This window comes from Amycolatopsis camponoti (assembly GCF_902497555.1).
GTDB lineage: Bacteria > Actinomycetota > Actinomycetes > Mycobacteriales > Pseudonocardiaceae > Amycolatopsis > Amycolatopsis camponoti.
Window position 1 is genome coordinate 2,386,840 of sequence record NZ_CABVGP010000001.1, and the last position, 18,068, is coordinate 2,404,907.

Consider the following 18,068-nt stretch of genomic DNA (forward strand, 5'->3'; position numbering starts at 1 on the left):
ACACGATGAACGGACGCGCGATCGGCCGGATCGTGGCACTGGCCACGGCAGTCGCGGCCCCGCTGGGCTTGGGGCTCGCGGTCGCCCCCGCCGCTTCGGCGGCCGCGGTCACGACGTTGTACTACAGCTCGTCGGGCGCGCCGGACTACCTGGGCCAGATCGACCAGGGCGCGGCCAACTGGAACGCCGCGGTCACCGACGTGAAGCTGGTCAAGCGGACCTCGGGGGCGACGATCAAGTTCCACGAGATCCACAGCGGCGGTTCGTACACGAACACGAACGGCCACGGCCGCGGCGACATCTACCTGGACACGAGCCAGGTGGCGGAGGGCTTCGACCCGACCCGCATCGCGGCGCACGAGCTGGGCCACAACCTGGGTCTGCCGGACCACTACACGGGCCCGTGCACGGAGTTGATGTCCGGCCACGGCCCGGGAACGGCGTGCACGAACGCGAAGCCGTCGGCGGCCGAGGCGGCGAAGGTGCAGTCGTTGTGGGTGAACGGTTTCGCGGCTACCGCGGCCGCTTCCCAAAAGGTCGCTTACTAGCTCGACCCGCGTCCACCGCGTGGCCGGCTGGCTGACCGGTCTCAGAGCCGGTCAGCCAGCAGCTTCGCGAGGGTGGTGTAGCTGTCCGCGCGGCCCTCGGAGCGCACGAACAGGGTCGCGGTACGCAGTTGGCCGTGGCTGTGCTTGGCGACCGCGATCTGCGTGCCGGCGTCCTTCGTCTCGCAGTGCATCGCGCCCTCGCCGATGCCGGGCATCGGCACCACGTCCGCACAGTCCTTTTCCGACCGGGAGAGGAACCGGGCCGGCGTGCTGGAATCCGTGGCGACGAACAGGCTTCCGGTCAGCCCCTTGCCGTAATCGCAGGAGTAGGCCTTGCCGACGCCGGTCTGTACCGGATCTTGCTCGGTCGATCCACCGGTGAGTACCTGGGTGAGCGCCTGCATGATCTCCTCGGCGCTGAGGAACGGGCAGGCCGCGGTGACCGACGCCGGCGAGGCCGCCGGTGTGAAGGTCGGGGCCGTCGTCTTCGGCTTGCTCACCGTGCTGGACGGCGGTGTCGACGTCGCGGGCGGCGGTGCCACGGCCGGAGTGCCACCTGAACACGCGGCGACACCGGTCAGCAGGCAGGCAGCGAGGATCCCCCCGAGAAAGCGCATGCCGGTAATCTAGCCTTTGATCACCTTCGGGCGATCTCGATCATGCAACGGGCCGGTCTCGTCAGTCGAGACCTTCGAGCAGGGCCTGGATCGCCGCCGCCATCGCGGCCGGGTCGCCGTCGCCCGGGCGCAGCACCAGGTCCGGCGCCGACGGGCGCTCGTACGGTGCGTCGATCCCGGTGAACCCTCGGATCTCCCCGGCCCGCGCCTTCGCGTACATCCCCTTCGGGTCCCGCGCCTCGCACACTTCGAGGGGCGTGTCCACGAAGATCTCCACGAACGGCAGATCGCCGGAAATCGCCCGCGCCGAAGCGCGATCCGACTCGTACGGGCTGATCAGCGACGCGATCGCCACCACGCCCGCGTCCGCGAACAGGCGCGCCACCTCGGCCACCCGCCGGACGTTCTCCGCGCGGTCCTCGGGGCTGAAACCCAAGCCCGCGTTCAGGCCGTGGCGCAAGTTGTCGCCGTCCAGGAGGTACGCCGGGCGGCCCGCCGCCACCAGGCGGCGTTCCAGCTCCACCGCCACCGACGACTTGCCCGACGCCGACAGCCCGGTCAGCCACACCGTCGCGCCACGGGTCGGGCGGTCCTCGCGGCGGACCGCCGCCGTGTGCCAGACGACCGGGGACAGCGGTGCGCCGGTGATCATGCCCGCCGCGACCGTGTCGCCGGTGTGCTCGTCCACCAGCAGGAACCCGCCCGTGGCGCGGTTGCGGCGGTACGGGTCGAACAGCAGCGGCGCGCGCGTGCGCAGCCGGATCCGGCCGATGTCGTTCAACGACAACGACTCCGCGGAGTCACGGTGCAGCGTGGTCACGTCGAGGCGGTACTCCAGCCGCTCCACCGAACCCCGCGTTTCGGTGGTCGTGTGCCGGACGACGTACGAAGCGCCCGGCGTCAGCGAGGACCGAGCCGAGAACCAGCACACCAGCGCGTCGACCTCGCGCGCCGACTCCGCGCGATTGCCCGGCCGGCAGAGCATCGCGCCCCGGCCCAGATCGAGGTCGTCGGCCAGCTCGACCGCCACCGCCTGCCCGGTGAAGGCCTCCTGAAGCGGGGTCCCGCCGGGCCCCCACACCGCCCGGACCCGGGAGGTGAACCCGGACGGCAGCGCCACGACCTCGTCGCCCGGCTTGAACACCCCGCCGGCGATGGTGCCCGCGTAGCCGCGGAAGTCCGACCGGCGGATGACGTACTGCACCGGGAACCGCGCGTCGATCAGGTTGCGGTCGGACGCGACGTGCACCTCCTCCAGCTGGTGCAGCAGCGAAGTTCCTTCGTACCAAGGCATGCTCGCGCTGCGGTGGACGACGTTGTCGCCGTGCAACGCCGAAACCGGCACGAACGTCAGGTCGGCGACGTCCAGCTTCATCGCGAACCGGCGGAAGTCCTCGCGGATCTCGTCGAACCGCTCCTGCGACCAGCCGACGAGGTCCATCTTGTTCACGCACACCACGAGGTGCCCGATCCCGAGCAGGGACGCGAGGAACGCGTGCCGCCGCGACTGCTCCAGCACGCCCTTGCGTGCGTCGACGAGGACCAGTGCCAGGTCGGCCGTCGACGCGCCGGTCACCATGTTCCGCGTGTACTGCAGGTGCCCCGGCGTGTCCGCGATGATGAACTTCCGCTGGGGCGTGGCGAAGTAGCGGTGCGCGACGTCGATGGTGATGCCCTGCTCGCGCTCGGCGCGCAGGCCGTCGGTCAGCAGCGCGAGGTCCGGGTAGTCCTCGCCGCGCTCCCGGCTGGCGCGTTCGACGGCGGCGAGCTGGTCGGTGAAGATCGCCTTCGAGTCGAACAGCAGCCGCCCGATCAGCGTCGACTTGCCGTCGTCGACGCTGCCCGCCGTGGCGATCCGCAGCAGCTGCATCAGAAGTAGCCTTCCCGCTTGCGGTCTTCCATGCCTGCTTCGGAAATCCGGTCGTCCGCCCGCGTCGCGCCACGTTCGGTGACGCGCGTCGCGGCCACCTCGGCGACCACTTCGGACGGTGTCGCCGCCGACGATTCGACGCAGCCGGTGCACGTCGCGTCGCCGACGGTCCGGAAGCGGACGGTCGCTTCGTACGGCGTCTCACCGTCCACAAGAGACAGAAAACGGGTCGCCGCCAGCAGCATGCCGTCGCGCTGGACGACCGGACGCCGGTGCGCGTAGTACAGCGGTGGCAGCGCGATCCGCTCGTCGCGGATGTACTGCCAAATGTCCAGCTCGGTCCAGTTCGACAGCGGGAAGACGCGGATGTGCTCGCCGCGCCGGTGCCGCCCGTTGTAGAGGTTCCACAGCTCCGGGCGTTGCGCCCGCGGGTCCCACTGGCCGTGCTCGTCGCGGAAGCTGAAGACGCGTTCCTTCGCCCGTGCCTTCTCCTCGTCGCGGCGGGCGCCGCCGAACACGGCGTCGAAGCCGCCTTCGCGGATCGCCCGCAACAGCGTGACGGTCTGCAGCCGGTTGCGGCTGGCTCCCGGGCCGGTCTCCTCGACGACGCGGCCGGCGTCGAGGTCGTCCTGCACGCTCGCCACCTCGAGCCGGAGGTTCAAGGCGGCGACGGTCTCGTCGCGGAACCGCAGCACCTCGTCGAAGTTGTGGCCCGTGTCGACGTGCAGCACGGGAAAGGGCAGTGGGGCCGGCCAGAAGGCCTTCGCGGCGGCGTGCAGCATCACCACCGAGTCCTTGCCACCGGAGAAGAGCAGCACCGGACGTTCGAAGGTCGCCGCGACCTCGCGGAAGACGTGCACGGCCTCCGCTTCGAGCGCGGCCAGGTGCGAGAGTTCATAGGCCACGGACACCGGAAAAAAGTAGAACATGTTCTTGTCATCGGTCAAGCGGTGCGCGATCCTGGGACGATGGACCTGGTCGTACTCGAAGAGATCCGCCGGCTGAAGTACCGCTACCTCCGCGCGGTCGACCTGAAGCAGTGGGACGAGGTGGCCGACACCTTCACCGCCGACGCCACGGCCGACTACGGGACCCGCGCGACGGGGGAGGACGGGAAGCACTTCGAGGGTCGCGACGCCATCGTCGCGTTCCTCATCGAGAGCCTCGGCAACGGCATCATCACCGTCCATCACGCAGGTCAGCCCGAGATCGAGGTCGACGGCGACACCGCGACCGGGCGCTGGTCGTTCACCGACAAGGTCATCGTGCCCGAGCACAAGGTGATCATCGAGGGCGCCGCGTTCTACGAGGACACCTACCGCCGCGAGACCGACGGCGCGTGGCGGATGACGCACATCGGCTACGTCCGGACGTACGAGTCGATGGTCTCGTGGAAGGACACCCCGGGCTTCCGGCTGCTCGCGAACCGCTGGGCTGTTCCGGCATGATCGAGAACGAGTTCTCGTTGACCCGGTCGTTCGCCGACGCCATCGCCGAGGCCGAGAAGCTGATCGCCGAAGCGCCGCCGGCGCAGACCGAGCAGGGCCTCCTCGAGGGCTACGACTACCTCGCCGGCAGCATCCGCGCGTCGCTGCAGATGGCCTGGGCCTACCAGCGCGACTTCCCGTACTTCACCGCGTCCACCGGGCCGTACACCAAGATGGGCCTGGACAACCCGGACACGCTCTACTTCAACGCGAACATCCGCGCCGACCGCGAATACCTCGTCACCGGCGTCCGCGGGACCACCGCCGACCTGAGCTTCCAGATCCTCAACGGCGACTACTCGCCGGTCGTGGTGCCCGACAGCCTCGCCGCGTTCGACGACCGCGCCATCGAAATCGGCGAAGACGGCCGGTTCGAGCTGCGCTTCGGACCGGCGCGCGACAACCCGGGGCCGAACTACTTCGTCCTCGGCGAGGGCTCGTCGATGCTCGTCGTCCGCGAGGTCCACAGCGACTGGGCGACCGAGAAGCGCGGCGAGATCCGGATCCGGTGCGTCGACACCGCCGGGCAGGCGCCGCCGGTGCCGGACCGCTCGGCGATGGCGAAGCGCTACGGCGTCACCGGCAAGATCCTGCTGAGCCGGCTCCGGACGTTCCTGGCCTTCCCGAAGTGGTTCTACGACAACCTGCCGGTGAACACGATGACCGAGCCGCGCTCGACGCCGGGCGGGCTGACCACGCAGTTCTCCTCGGCCGGGCACTACGAGCTGGGTGACGAAGAGGCGATGATCGTCACCGTGCCGCGCTGTGCCGACGCGCCGTACCAGGGCATCCAGCTCGGCAGCCTCTGGTACGTCTCGCTGGACTACATCAACCACCAGACGAGCCTCACCGCCGACCAGGCGCGCGTCGACCCGGACGGCAAGATCCGGTTCGTCATCAGCGAGCGCGACCCCGGCGTGGCGAACTGGCTGGAGCGCAACGGCCACGACCGCGGGTACGTCCAGATCCGGTGGCAGCGGCTCGCGCGGGACCTCGGCCCGGCCGACGGGCCGGTCGTCGAGGTGGTCAAGGTGGACGAGCTGCCCGACCGGCTGCCGTTTTACGACGACGCCCGGGTGACGCCTGAGGAATGGGCGTCGAGGATCGCGGCCCGGCAGGACGCCGTCGCCGCCCGGATGCTGGGGTGAGCGTGGCGGAGTTGTTGCAGGGCAAGGTGGTCGTGGTCTCGGGTATCGGCCCGGGGCTCGGCCGGTCGATCGCCGTGCGCAGCGCGCTCGCCGGCGCGGACGTCGTGCTCGCGGCGCGCACCGAGTCGCGGCTGACCGAGGTCGCGAAGGAGGTCACCGACCTCGGCCGTCGTGCCGTCGCGGTTCGCACCGACATCGACGACGAAGACTCCGCTGCTCACTTGGTGAGCGAGGCTGTCGAGGCCTTCGGCCGGGTGGACGCGGTGGTGCACAACGCCTTCGCCGTCCCGCCGCTGACCGATCTGGCCACTGTGGACCTGGACGCCGTCCGCGCCGGGTTCGAGACGGCCGGGATCTCGGTGCTCCGGCTGACCCGGCTGTTCCTGCCCGCGCTCAAGGAGAGCAAGGGCTCGCTGGTGATGATCAACTCGGCGGTCCTGCGGCATTCGCGGCGCACGTTCGGCGCGTACAAGATGGCGAAGTCCGCGCTGCTCTCGCTTTCGCAGAGCCTCGCCAGCGAACTCGGGCCGGACGGGATCCGCGTCAACACCGTCGCACCCGGGTACATCTGGGCGCCGAACCTCAAGTGGTACTTCAACTACCTGGCCAAGGAACGCGGAATCACGCCGGAAGAGGTGTACGCCGAAACGGCGTCCACAATAGACCTGCGGAAGCTGCCGGAGCCCGACGAAATCGCCGACGCCGTGGTGTTCCTCGCCTCGCCGATGGCGCGCGCGATCACCGGGCAGTGCCTCGACGTCAACGGCGGCGAGTACCACCACTAGGAGGATCCATGCTCCCCGGCCGCGAAGACGTCGGCACCGTCGAGGACCTGCACGCGTCGGCCACCAAGCTCACCGGGCTCGACGACTTCGGCGGCGACGAGCACGTCGAAGGCATGCGCGTGCTGCTGGAGGCGTACGAGGCGGACGAGGACCTCACGCCGTTCGGCAACAAGGTGCACCGGGCGATGCTGCGCGGCGCGCTCGTCGCCCGGCTGCTCAGCGAGGCGGGCTGGAAGCAGCACCCGGCGTCGGCTTCGGTGGCGATCGAGCGGCCGATCTTCGTCACCGGCCTGCCCCGCACGGGCACGACGGCGCTGCACCGGCTGCTCGCCGAGGATCCGGGGCACCAGGGGCTGGAGGTCTGGCTGGCCGAGGTTCCGCAGCCGCGGCCGCCGCGCGAGACGTGGGCGGACAACCCGGTGTACCAGGGGATTCAGGCCGGTTACGAGCGGCACCACGTCGAGCACCCGGAGTTCATGGGCGTGCACCACATGTCCGCGGACCAGGTGGAGGAGTGCTGGCAGCTGCTGCGCCAGTCGATGCGCTCGCTGTCGTTCGAGTGCCTCGCGCACGTGCCGCGCTACTCGAATTGGCTCGCGAAGCAGGACTGGACCGACGCCTACGCCCGCCACCGGCGCAACCTGCAGCTCATCGGGCTGCCGGACGCGGGCAAGCGGTGGGTCCTGAAAAACCCGAGTCACCTCTTCGCCTTGGACGCGTTGATGGCGGCGTACCCGGACGCGCTGGTGGTCCAGACGCACCGCGCGCCCGGGACGATCATGGGCTCGATGTGCAGCCTCGCGGAGAAGGCCGCCGACGGCTGGTCCACGAAGTTCCGCGGCGAGGTGATCGGCAGGTCCCAGCTCGGCCTGTGGGCCCGCGGCGCCGACGAGTTCGACGCGGCGCGCACCCGGTACGACGCGGCCCGGTTCTGCGACGTCCGGTACGAGGACTTCGTCGCGGACCCCATCGGCACGGTGTCCACTGTGTACGACCACTTCGGACTGACGCTCACCGACGACGCCCGGGCGGCGATGACCGCGCTGCACACCAAGAGCCGTTCGGGGGAGCGGAAACCGGCCCACCGCTACAGTCTGGCGGACTTCGGCCTGACGCCCGAGGAAGTCGACGAGCGCTTCGCGCGCTACCTCCGCACGTACTTCTAGCCGGCCGGGATGGGCTCCGCGAGAGCCGCGCGCGAGGGCGCCGCCGGGAACGGGTCGGCGAAGTACTGCGTCTCGTGCGTCACGAGGCCGCCGTCGAACTCCATGATGCTCACCGTGCGGGTCGGCACGCCGTCGTAGGTGATCACGCACTCGCTGACCCACAGGCCGCCGCCGCCCTGGATGCGGCGGATCGTGAAGTGGCGCTCGGCCGGATGACCGCCGCGCTGGGCCTGGATCTTCGCGCGGCCGCGGAAGCGCTCGCCGGACTGCGGGTAGTCCAGGATCGCGTCGTCGGCGTAGATCGCGTGCTCGCGCTCGACGTCGCCTTGTTCCGAAGCGGTCCAGTGCTCGACGATCGCGGCGCGGATCTCGGCGTCCATGCCGGAAACCCTACGCCGTGATCAGCTTGACGACGTCGTCCATCGACGGTCCGGCGGCCATCTCGGCGGCCAGTTCTTTCGCCCGGGCCCGGTAGCGCGGCTCGTCCAGGATCGCGCGGATGTCGCGGCGCAGCGTTTTCGGCGGGACCGACGCGCGGGTGCGGCCGATCCCGGCGCCGGACCACCGGACGCGGGCGGCCACCTCGCGCTTGTCCTCGCTGGCCCCGACGACGACCAGCGGGACGCCGTAGCGGAGCGCCTGGTTGACGCCGCCGTACCCGCCGTTGCTGACCATCGCGGCGCAGCGGGGGAGCAGCTCGTCGTAGGGCAGGAATTCGGCGACGCGGACGTTGTCCGGCAGCGGACCCGGGCTCAGCTTGCCGCCGCACGTCGTCGCGACGACCAGCACGTCTTCGCCGGCCAGGGCGGCGATCGCAGGCTCGACGAGCCGGCCCAGGTCGTCGTTCGCCACGGTCCCCTGGGTGACGTGCACGATCGGGCGGGAGCCGTCCAGGTCGGCCCACCACGGTGGCAGCGGGTGCTCGGCCGTCGCGCTGACCGTCGTCGGCCCGATGAAGTGCAGGGGTGCGTTCGCCCGCGGGTATTCGAAGCCCGGGCAGGTCATCTGCAGGACGCCGTCGCTGTGCAGTGGCCAGTCCGCGAAGAGCATGCCGGGGTCTTCGCCCAGTGCGGTGCGGGCTTGCTTCTGCGCCGGCCGCAGGACCCAGGGGGCGAGCACCTTCAGGATCGCGCTGTCCGGGCCGCTCGGGACCGGGGGCATGAAGGGCAGGAAGCCCAGCACGAGCACGCGCGGCCGGTGCTCGCGGCGCACGAGGGCCAGGCCCGCCATGAAGAGCGGGTCGCAGAGCACGACGTCGACGTCGACGTCGAGGTCCAGGACGCTCAGCTGGGCCGGCATCGCGCGGACGAAGTTCGTCAGCTCGAACCGGGCGAGCTTCAGTCCCTTGAGGCCGGCGCGGCCGGGGATCGAGCCGTCGAGGTCGGTCTCGTCGAAGTCGGCTTCCGGCGGCAGGAGTTTTACGGTGGCGTTCCCGAAAGCCTCCCGGTAGCGCGCGCCGGTGACGACGGTGACGTCGTGCCCGGCGGCCAGCAGGGCCTCGACGATCGGCTTGGTCGGGCCGACGTGGCCGCGAGCGGGTTGCACGCAAACGAGTACGCGGGTCATGGCTCCCCCTGGATTGACCGATACGCTGTACCATCCAATTGATGACGATACCCGAACGGCGCCGCTACTCGTCACCGGTGCGCGCGGCGCGAGCGCGGCAAACCCGCGCGCACGTGGTGGCGACGGCCGGGCGCCTGTTCGCCGAACGCGGCTACGCGGGGACGAGCATGCGGCAGATCGCCGCGGCGGCCGGCGTGAGCCTCGAGACCGTGACGCAGGCCGGGCGCAAGGCGGACCTGCTGCTCGCCGCGTTCCAGGAGGGCTTCGCGGGTGACCCGGACGCGGTGAACCTGGACGCGCTCGTGGGCTCGGCCGCGGAGCTGCCGGTGGTGGTCGGGCGCGTGGCCGAGGGGGTGCGGAGGTCGCTGCCGATCTGGCGCGCGTTCACGACGGCGGCGATGGCCGACCCGGCGGTGGCGGCGGTCCGCGCGAAGCTGGCGGTGGCCCGCCGCGCGGAGATCGTGGCGCGCCTGGAAGCGGCGGGAATGCCGGCTTCCGGCCGGCTCGCGGACGCGATCGGCTTGCTGACCTCGCACGAGGCGTACGACCACCTGACGGCGGTGTGCGGCTGGCCGCACGAGGACTACGTGACGTGGACGGCCGAGGCCATCCAGGCTCAGCTCGGGCTCGGCGGGTCGTGAGCGGGAAACCGGGTCAGAACACGGTTTCTCACTCACGACCGGCTGCGGCAGACTCCTAACCCGCGGCGGCCTGCAGACCGCGTGTTCCGATGCCGCGCAGCACTTCCACCCGCTCCGAGCCCGGCCGGCTGAGCACCCAGCTCGACCCGGGCACCGCCTTGGCGCGCTTCTTCAGCGGCGCCAGCAAGCGCGAAACCTCTTGGTACGAGCGGATCGAGCCGCTCGCGCACACCAGCGTCGCCAGGGAAACCGTCACCGGCATGCCGTCCGCCGTCCAGTGGCGGTCCAGCAGCGCGGCCGCCACCGTCGCGATCTCGTCGACGTCGCAGACCACCAGGAAGTCGTCGCCGCCGACGTGGCTGACCCGCATCCGGCGCAGCTGCCCGGTCAGCCCGGTGAGCGCGCCGCCCAGCTCGCGGATCAGGTCGTCGCCCGCGGCGAACCCGGCCGTGTCGTTGACCGCCTTGAACGCGTCGATGTCCAGCCACGCCGCCACGAACGGCTCGCCGATCGTGATCCGGCGGGCGACGTCGCGGGCGACCGTGTCGCTGCCCGGCAGCCGGGTGAGCGGGTTCAGCGCCGCCGCGGCTTCGACCTTCGCCTCGGCCACGCCGCGCACCACCTCGGTCACCAGCACCACGCCGAGGCAGCGGCCGACGTCGTCGACCACGACGACGTCGTCGCCGGTGCGCCCCCAGTCGGCGTCGGTGACCAGCTCGAGGAACTCCATCGCGCCCGCGCGGGCTTCCATGGTGCGCGGGGTGTCCGCGAGCCGCGCCGCCGGGCGCTTCGCGTGCAGCGCGTGCCCGTACGGGCCGGTGACCGCGACCAGGAACCGTGTCCGGTCGACCGACCAGCGCGGCCGGTTCAGCTCGTCGACCCCGATGACGCCGCTGGGCGCGTCCGCCGCCGCCAGCACCTCGCGGACCTCGTCGCAGGTCGCGGTTTCCGGCAGCGTCGTGGCCGGGCGGAGGAAGTCGCCGACGCACTGCGCCGGACCCGCCGCGCGCGGGGTGGCCGGTGAGCGCGTGAGCAGCGCCGGGGCCGGGCCGGCGGCGGTGGGCGGGGCCAGCAGGTTGCCCTGCGCGATCCGGATGCCGAGGCTCCGGACGGCGTCGAGCTGGGCATCGGTCTCCACACCGGTCGCGACGAGCCGGGTGTCGGTGCGGTTGGTGAAGTGCAGCAGCGCCTCGACGATGGCCGCCGGTCCCGGGTCGTCCGGCAGGCCGCGCAGCACCGTGCGGTCGAGCTTGACCAGGTCGACCGGCGCCTCGACGAGCAGGCCGAGCGGCAGGTCGCCGCGGCCGAGGCCGTCGAGGGCGAGCCGGAAGCCGAGCTCGGTGAGCGTCCGCATCCCGGACAGCGCACGGGCGGCGGGCAGCGGCGCGAACGGCGGGCCGATCTCGAGGACGACGTCGCGCGTGCGGCGCCCGGCGTCGCCGAGCTCGGCCAGCAGGTCGTCGTACATCGCCTGCGGCGCGGCGAGGGTGCGGGCGGAGAGGTTGAGGTGCAGGGGGAGTGCCGACTCGTCCTGCCGGACGGCGGCGATCGCGAGCCCGAGGTCGACCTCGGCGAGGCGCCCGTCGCGGCGCGCCTGCGTGAGCAGTTCGGGGACGGTGCCCTGGCCCGGCCTGGCCAGCGCTTCGTGAGCCACGACGCCTCCCGTGTGGAGGCTGTACAGCGGCTGGAAAGCGAAGCGGACCGCGCGTGGCGACTTCACGCCCCGATCGTCGCGGGTCGGGCGGCGAAACGAAACCGATGTCGACTGATGTTCACCGCCGATACCCGAATCGGAGTAACGGAGGGTGACGTCGGCCACTAGTTCAGAGTTGACTTATATAAGTCGATACTTGTAGCTTGGCCGGGTGCACGCGTTCGACGTTCTCGGTGACCCGGTCCGCCGCCGGATCCTCGAGCTGCTGGCCGACGGCGAGCGCGCCGCCGGCGCGGTGACCGAGGTGATCCGGGCCGAGTTCGGCATCTCGCAGCCCGCGGTGTCCCAGCACCTGAAAGTACTGCGCGACAACGGTTTCGCGGTCGTCCGCCAGGACGGGACGCGGCGGCTGTACGCGGTCGGGCACGAGCCGCTGCACGACATCGAAGTCTGGCTCGACCGGTTCCGCCGGTTCTGGACGCCGCCGCTGGACGCACTGGCCACCGAAATCGCCCGCGGCAAGCGCGCGCGGCGCCGCACCGAAGGAGAAGGTTCGTGATCGACGTCAGCCACCAGATCAGCGCCGTCCGCCGCACGCTCGGCGACCGGGTCGTCGAGGGGGAGGAAGCCCGCGTCCTGACCATCAGCCAGGTCTACGACACCGACGTCGACGACCTGTGGGACGCCTGCACGAACCCCGAGCGCATCCCGCGCTGGTTCCTCCCGGTCAGCGGCGAGCTGAAGCTGGGTGGGAAGTACCAGCTGGAGGGCAACGCGGGCGGCACGGTCGAGCGTTGCGACCCGCCGAAGAGCTTCGCCGCGACGTGGGAGTTCGGCGGCAACGTCAGCTGGATCGAGGTCCGTCTCACGCCCGAGGGCGACGGGACCCGGTTCGAGCTGGAGCACGTCGCGCACATCGACGAGCGCTGGGACGAGTTCGGCCCCGGCGCGGTCGGCATCGGCTGGGACGGCGCGCTGGTCGGCCTGGTCCTCCACCTGGCCACCCCGGGCTCTTCCGTCGACCCGGAGGCGGCGATGGCCTGGATGATGTCCCCGGAGGGCATCCGCTTCATGACGGCGTCGAACGAGGCCTGGTACGAGGCCGACGTCGCGTCGGGCGCGGACCCGGCGAAGGCCCGGGCGGCGGCCGACCGCACGCTCAAGGCGTACACGACCCCGCCGGAGGCCTGACCCGCACCGTGTCGACCCGCCAATCACGCGAGTCGACCCTCTGATCACGCGTGATGCCCCTGCAATCACGCGTGATGCCTCGCGGCTCACGGGTGTGACCTTCCCACGCACCGAGGCCGAACGGCTTCTCGCGTGATCAGAGGGGCATCACGTGTGATTAGAGGGGCATCACTCGTGATTGGAGGGTCGACACGGGTCAGCGTTCGCCGGCCTTGACCGCGGTCAGGGTGATCACCGCGTCGGCCGGGACCTCGGTGCCGGCCGGCGGGTCCTGGCCCGTCTGGACCCAGTTGCGGTCGATGACCAGCATGCGGCCCTGGCCCGTGCCGTCGACCTCGCGCAGGTTGTAGAGCCCGGCCTTCTGCATCGCGTCCTGGGCGTCCTGGTGGTTCATGCCGGAAACGTCCGGGACCTTGATCCGCTTGGCCGGCTTGGACGTCGAGGAAGACGCCGAGGCCGAGGTGGGAGCCGTGCCGGGATCGCCGGGCGGCGTGCCGCACGCGACCAGGGTGAACGCGAGTGCTGCCAGCGTCGTGACCATCGCTCGGGGCATACCTGAAGGTACCCACGCACCTGCCCGCCGTTCGGGTGAAGCCGGATAAGGTCGGGCGCATGGATCAGGGCAGCGAGCAGACCGACCCGAGGGTGGTGCGGCGCGACCCGGTGGCGAACGCCGGCGGGTTCACCGACCTGGCGACCAGCCCGTTCCGGATCGACCGCGACCGCATCGCCGCCTCGCCGTTCTTCGCCCGCCTCGGCGGGGTGACGCAGGTGGTCAGCGCCGGCGGCGCCGGGCTGCTGCACAACCGGCTCACCCACAGCCTGAAGGTCGCGCAGGTCGCCCGCGCCATCGCCGAGCGGATCACCGCCGGCGACGACGCCGGCCTCGTCGACAAGCTGGGCGGCTGCGACCTCGACGTCGCCGAGGCCGCCGCGCTCGCCCACGACCTCGGCCACCCGCCGTTCGGCCACCTCGGCGAGCAGACCCTCGACCGCATCGCCCGGCACCGCTTCGGCCTGGCCGACGGCTTCGAGGGCAACGCCCAGACGTTCCGCATCATCACCACGACCGACGTGCGCGGGCCGTCGGCGATCGGGCTCGACCTGACCACGGCGGTGCGCGCGGCCGTCCTGAAGTACCCGTGGCTGCGGCTGCACCACCCGGCGCCGCACCCGTCCGCGATGGCCGTGCCGCCGCGCGGCGCCGGCGAGCCGGAGTCGTCGCCCGGCACCGGCGCGGCCAAGTTCTCCGCCTACGCCACCGAGCTCGACGACTTCGAGCAGGCGCGCGCGGCGTTCGCGGGGCGCGTCGAAAGCTGGCAGCAGACGGTCGAAGCGTCCGTGATGGACACCGCCGACGACATCGCCTACGCCATCCACGACCTGCAGGACTTCCACCGCATCGGCGTCCTGCAGCACGCGCCGGTGGCGGCGGAGCTGGGGGAGTGGCTCGAGCACGCCGGCGAGCTGGCGGCGCTGGACGACGAGACGCTGCACGCGGAACTGCGCCGGCCGGGCCGGTCGCTCGAGCGCGTCCGCCGCCGGATGCACGTCAAGGACGCCTGGATCGTCGACGACGACGCGTTCGCCGCGGCGGTGGCCCGGGTTCGCGCGGAGCTGGTCGACGGCCTGCTGGCCGCGGAGTTCGACGGCTCGATCGAAGCCGAGCAGGCGACGGCGGCGTTCTCGGCGAACTGGACGGCGCGCCTGGTCGACGGCGTCTTCGTGCTGGCGTCCCCGTCCACCCGCACCGGCCACGTGTCGCTGCGCCCCGCCCAGTGGCACGAGGTCCAGGTGCTGAAGTTCGTGCACCGCCGGTTCGTGCTGCTGCGCCCGGACCTCGCGCTGCACCAGCGCGGGCAGGCGGGGGCGGTGTCGAGCCTGGTCGACGCGCTCGACGCGTGGCTGCTCGACCGCGACGAGGTTTCCCGGCTGCCGCGGCGGTTGCACGACCTGGTCGAGCTGGCGCACGCGGAGTACACGAGCTTGGCGCGGTCGGCGCCGGAGCTGCTCGTCGGGGCGACCGGGGAGCCGGTGTCCGGGCCGGACGCGGTGCGCGGGCTGGCCCGGGGCCGCGCGGTGGTGGACTTCGTGGCTTCGCTGACCGACAAGCAGGCGGTGACCCTTTTGGACGCCCTGTCCGGGCGGGCCGCCCAGCCGTGGTCGGACTCCTTCGTCCTCTGATCGAGGAGTTGTCCGGTTCTTGTCCGATCCGGCGATCCCGTGCAGTGGTACCGCTTGACGCGCTGGTCCGTTTCGTTCGTCCTGTAACGGTTGTGCGGTTCCGCTGAACGGCCTACGACTTACGGTCCATTCAGGAAATTCTCCATCCGATGTCACTCGAACGGCCGCTGCTCACAGGGAACTCACAGTACTTAGCTGGAACTTGCCGGTGATCACCGGCGTCGGTCAGCGTGAGTCGGGGCACGCGCCTGGAGATATCGGAGGGCGCACGTGCGTCGTACCCGTTCCACGAGATCGAGATCCACAGTGCTCACGGCCGGGGCGGCGGCGTTGCTCGCCGCGCTCGGCCTGGTTTCCCCGCCGGTCGCGGGGGCCGCCTCGGCGTCCACTCCGGACGCCTTCACCGAAACCGCGCAACAGCAGATCGCCGCCCTGCAGTCCGTCAAGGCGGGCCGCACCGCCGCCGAGTCCAAAGTGGACAGCAATCTGCTCGCCGCCCAGAAGGGCGTCACCAAGCAGCTCACCGCGCTGCAGTCGGGGGCCCAGGTCTCTTCGACCGGCACCGTCCTGGTCGACATCCGCGCGAGCAAGGTCTCGCCGGACCTCATCTCCTCGCTGACGAAGGCCGGGGCGGGCATCCGCGCGGTGTCCGACCGCTACGCCAGCGTCCGCGCCGAGGTGCCGCTGAACCAGCTCGCCGCGATCGCGGCCCGCGGCGACGTCAAGCGCGTCGAGCAGGCCGACCAGGCCATGACGGCCCGCGAGCTGGCCACCCCGGCGACGACGCCGGCCAAGACCGAAACCAAGCAGCAGAAGGCCGACCGCATCGCCGGCGAGCTGCAGAAAGCGGTTGCGAGCAAGTCGCAGCGCAGCGCTGCCGCCGCCGCGACCCTGACCAGTGAAGGCGACCGCGCCCACAACGCCGACATCGCCCGCCAGCAGTTCGGCGTCACCGGCGTCGGCGTCAAGGCGTGCGCGCTGTCGGACGGCGTCGACTCCCTGGCCGCTTCGCAGGCCAAGGGTGAGCTGCCGCCGAACGTCGACGTCATCGCCGGGCAGGAGGGCGACGGCGACGAGGGCACCGCGATGCTCGAGATCATCCACGACCTCGCGCCCAACGCCGCGCTCGGCTTCGCCTCGGCGTTCAACTCCGACGCCAGCTTCGCGGACAACATCCGCAAGCTGCGCTTCGAGTCGCACTGCGACGTCATCGTCGACGACGTCATCTACTTCAAGGAATCCCCGTTCCAGGACTGGATCATCGCCCAGGCCGTGAACGACGTGACCGCCGACGGCGCGCTGTACTTCTCGTCGGCCGGCAACGAGGGCAACGTCCTCGACGGCACCGCCGGGCACTGGGAAGGCGACTTCGTCGACTCCGGCAAGTCCGTCGGCAAGTTCGCCGGCACCGCGCACAACTTCGCCGGCACCGCGGGCAACCAGATCTACGAGCCCGTTTCCGACGCCTCGTCGGCCGGTGTCCCGGTGACGCTGCACTGGTCCGACCCGCTCGGGCACTCGGCGAACGACTACGACCTCTACCTGCTCAACTCCGCGGGTGCCGTGGTCAGCTTCAGCCAGAACGTCCAGGACGGCACGCAGGACCCGTTCGAGATCCTGCAGACGCCCGTCTTCGGCGGCACCGGGCTGCGCCTGGCCGTCGTGAAGTTCTCCGGTGAAGCCCGCTACCTGTCGCTGTCCGCGCTGCGCGGGCGGTTCAAGGACTCGGCGGACGGCCTCAAGGCCTACAACACCCCGGGCGTGACGGTCGGCCACTCGGCCGCGCGGGACGCCTTCAGCGTCGCGGCCGCCCCGGCCGCGGCGGCGTTCGGCCGTCCCCTCGAGCCGGGCGACCCGGCCAACCCGACCGGCCCGTACCCGGCCGCCTTCAGCGGGGCGACCAAGGCCGAGCGGTTCAGCTCCGACGGCCCGCGCCGCGTGTTCTACGAGGCCGACGGCACCCCGATCACCCCGGGCAACGTGTCTTCGACCGGGGGCGAGGTCCGGAACAAGCCGGAGATCACCGCGGCCGACGGCGTGAAGACCAGCGTGACCGGCTTCAGCCCGTTCTTCGGCACCTCGGCCGCCGCACCGCACGCGGCCGCCATCGCCTCGCTCGTGCTGTCCGGCAACCCCGGCCTGCCGCCGTCCGAGGTGCGCGAGGCGCTGATCAACACCGCGATCGACATCGAAACCCCGGGCCGCGACAACGTCACCGGCTCCGGCGTCATCCTCGCGGACAAGGTGCTCGCCTACACCGGCGCCAGCCCGCAGCCGCTCGCGGTGGCCAAGCAGCCGACGGTCACCCCGGCCGACGGCGGCTCCGCGCTCGACCCGGGCGACACGGCCAAGGTGACGCTGCCGGTGACCAACGACGGTGACGGCACCGCCGTCTCCACCAGCGTCGTGCTCACCAGCCCGACCCCGGGTGTCACGGTGGCGCCGCGGTCCAAGTCCTACGGCACCATCAGCCCGGGACAGACCGGCGTCAACGACTTCACCATCACCGTCCCGGCGACGCAGCAGCTCGGCGCGCCGGTCGTCCTGAACGCCCGCGTCAGCTTCGCCGGTGCGCACTCGCCGACGACGTCGACGTTCTCGCTCCCGGTCGGCACCCCGTCGCCGGTCGCGCAGGACTTCGCCTACACCGGCGCGCCGGTGGCGATCCCGGACAACAGCCCGGTCGGGGCGTCGGTGACCATCCCGGTCACCGGGGTCGGCCGCGCGTCCAAGGTGGGCTTCTCCATCGACGGCACCGCCTGCAACACCGGTACCGCCTCGACCACCGTGGGACTGGACCACACCTACGTCGGTGACCTGGTCGGCACGCTGATCGCGCCGTCCGGGGCGAAGGCGACGGTGTTCCAGCGCAACGGCGGCTCCGGCAAGAACCTGTGCCAGGTCGTGTTCGCCGACACCGCCGCGACCGCGTTCAGCACGGTGACGTCGGCGAACGCGCCGTTCACCGGCACGTGGCGGCCGACGCAGTCGCTGACCGGCGGCCTGACCGCCGCGGCGGTCGACGGCACGTGGACGTTCGCCGTGGTCGACGCGGCGGGCGGCGACGTCGGCTCGATCCGCTCGGTCGCCCTGCACATCAACGGGTTCGTCCAGCCCCCGGCGGCCGGAGCGCCGTCGAACGTGCGGGGCTACACGAACAACGGGCCGGTGCACCCGCTGTGACGACGCGGGTGAACTGAACAACCCGAAC

General features: G+C 71.5%; 17 protein-coding genes. 10 read left to right on the forward strand and 7 right to left on the reverse strand.

Features of this window, described 5'->3' with window-relative positions; all coding sequences use genetic code 11:
• Nucleotides 1-5 precede the first annotated feature (5 nt).
• Nucleotides 6-548, forward strand: a complete 543-nt coding sequence (locus AA23TX_RS11490) for a snapalysin family zinc-dependent metalloprotease (RefSeq protein WP_155542520.1) — start codon at nt 6-8, stop codon at nt 546-548.
• Between the two features lie 41 nt (nt 549-589).
• Here the strand turns inward: AA23TX_RS11490 and AA23TX_RS11495 are convergent, their stop codons facing one another.
• The 3 genes from AA23TX_RS11495 to cysD all read right to left on the reverse strand — a co-directional run bounded on the left by AA23TX_RS11495 (nt 590) and on the right by cysD (nt 3,964).
• Nucleotides 590-1,165: a hypothetical protein gene (locus tag AA23TX_RS11495; protein ID WP_155542521.1), complete on the reverse strand. Its 576-nt coding sequence runs from the start codon at nt 1,163-1,165 to the stop codon at nt 590-592.
• Between the two features lie 61 nt (nt 1,166-1,226).
• A complete protein-coding gene (cysC, locus tag AA23TX_RS11500; RefSeq protein WP_155542522.1) occupies nt 1,227-3,035 on the reverse strand; it encodes an adenylyl-sulfate kinase in 1,809 nt (602 codons plus the stop codon).
• Complete coding sequence (cysD, locus tag AA23TX_RS11505) at nt 3,035-3,964, reverse strand: sulfate adenylyltransferase subunit CysD (RefSeq protein ID WP_196425282.1); 930 nt, start codon at nt 3,962-3,964, stop codon at nt 3,035-3,037. Before cysD ends, cysC begins: the two co-directional genes overlap by 1 nt.
• 39 nt (nt 3,965-4,003) lie before the next feature.
• Here cysD and AA23TX_RS11510 point away from each other — a divergent pair, with 39 nt between their 5' ends.
• Genes AA23TX_RS11510 through AA23TX_RS11525 form a run of 4 tightly spaced genes read left to right on the forward strand, consistent with a single transcriptional unit; the run spans nt 4,004 to nt 7,621 of the window.
• Nucleotides 4,004-4,483, forward strand: coding sequence for a nuclear transport factor 2 family protein (locus AA23TX_RS11510; protein WP_155542524.1), 480 nt, complete (start codon nt 4,004-4,006; stop codon nt 4,481-4,483).
• The gene (locus AA23TX_RS11515; RefSeq protein ID WP_155542525.1) at nt 4,480-5,670 is read left to right on the forward strand and encodes a hypothetical protein; all 1,191 of its coding nucleotides are present in this window, start codon (nt 4,480-4,482) and stop codon (nt 5,668-5,670) included. The genes AA23TX_RS11510 and AA23TX_RS11515 overlap by 4 nt, the downstream gene beginning before the upstream one ends.
• Nucleotides 5,667-6,455, forward strand: a complete 789-nt coding sequence (locus AA23TX_RS11520; RefSeq protein WP_155542526.1) for an SDR family oxidoreductase — start codon at nt 5,667-5,669, stop codon at nt 6,453-6,455. Before AA23TX_RS11515 ends, AA23TX_RS11520 begins: the two co-directional genes overlap by 4 nt.
• A gap of 8 nt (nt 6,456-6,463) precedes the next feature.
• Nucleotides 6,464-7,621, forward strand: a complete 1,158-nt coding sequence (locus AA23TX_RS11525) for a sulfotransferase family protein (protein ID WP_155542527.1) — start codon at nt 6,464-6,466, stop codon at nt 7,619-7,621.
• On the opposite strand, the gene AA23TX_RS11530 is transcribed toward AA23TX_RS11525, so the two are convergent.
• Complete coding sequence (locus tag AA23TX_RS11530; RefSeq protein ID WP_155542528.1) at nt 7,618-8,001, reverse strand: nuclear transport factor 2 family protein; 384 nt, start codon at nt 7,999-8,001, stop codon at nt 7,618-7,620. The two genes, AA23TX_RS11525 and AA23TX_RS11530, sit on opposite strands and share 4 nt — an antisense overlap.
• 10 nt (nt 8,002-8,011) lie before the next feature.
• The gene (locus tag AA23TX_RS11535; RefSeq protein ID WP_155542529.1) at nt 8,012-9,187 is read right to left on the reverse strand and encodes a glycosyltransferase; all 1,176 of its coding nucleotides are present in this window, start codon (nt 9,185-9,187) and stop codon (nt 8,012-8,014) included.
• A 41-nt stretch (nt 9,188-9,228) separates the two neighbouring features.
• Between AA23TX_RS11535 and AA23TX_RS11540 the strand changes: the two genes are divergently transcribed.
• Nucleotides 9,229-9,828 (forward strand): TetR/AcrR family transcriptional regulator, encoded by a 600-nt coding sequence (locus AA23TX_RS11540; RefSeq protein WP_155542530.1) that lies wholly within the window; start codon nt 9,229-9,231, stop codon nt 9,826-9,828.
• A gap of 55 nt (nt 9,829-9,883) precedes the next feature.
• Here the strand turns inward: AA23TX_RS11540 and AA23TX_RS11545 are convergent, their stop codons facing one another.
• Nucleotides 9,884-11,548: a GGDEF domain-containing protein gene (locus tag AA23TX_RS11545; RefSeq protein WP_155542531.1), complete on the reverse strand. Its 1,665-nt coding sequence runs from the start codon at nt 11,546-11,548 to the stop codon at nt 9,884-9,886.
• Nucleotides 11,549-11,693: 145 nt separating this feature from the next.
• On the opposite strand from AA23TX_RS11545, the gene AA23TX_RS11550 reads away from it, so the two are divergent.
• Both AA23TX_RS11550 and AA23TX_RS11555 read left to right on the forward strand, forming a co-directional pair.
• Complete coding sequence (locus AA23TX_RS11550) at nt 11,694-12,041, forward strand: ArsR/SmtB family transcription factor (RefSeq protein ID WP_155542532.1); 348 nt, start codon at nt 11,694-11,696, stop codon at nt 12,039-12,041.
• Nucleotides 12,038-12,673: an SRPBCC family protein gene (locus AA23TX_RS11555; protein WP_155542533.1), complete on the forward strand. Its 636-nt coding sequence runs from the start codon at nt 12,038-12,040 to the stop codon at nt 12,671-12,673. The genes AA23TX_RS11550 and AA23TX_RS11555 overlap by 4 nt, the downstream gene beginning before the upstream one ends.
• A 196-nt stretch (nt 12,674-12,869) precedes the next feature.
• Here the strand turns inward: AA23TX_RS11555 and AA23TX_RS11560 are convergent, their stop codons facing one another.
• A complete protein-coding gene (locus AA23TX_RS11560; RefSeq protein WP_155542534.1) occupies nt 12,870-13,214 on the reverse strand; it encodes a PASTA domain-containing protein in 345 nt (114 codons plus the stop codon).
• A gap of 71 nt (nt 13,215-13,285) precedes the next feature.
• On the opposite strand from AA23TX_RS11560, the gene AA23TX_RS11565 reads away from it, so the two are divergent.
• Nucleotides 13,286-14,857, forward strand: coding sequence for a deoxyguanosinetriphosphate triphosphohydrolase family protein (locus AA23TX_RS11565; protein ID WP_155542535.1), 1,572 nt, complete (start codon nt 13,286-13,288; stop codon nt 14,855-14,857).
• Between the two features lie 306 nt (nt 14,858-15,163).
• Nucleotides 15,164-18,040: a S8 family serine peptidase gene (locus tag AA23TX_RS11570; RefSeq protein ID WP_155542536.1), complete on the forward strand. Its 2,877-nt coding sequence runs from the start codon at nt 15,164-15,166 to the stop codon at nt 18,038-18,040.
• The last annotated feature ends 28 nt before the right edge of the window (nt 18,041-18,068 follow it).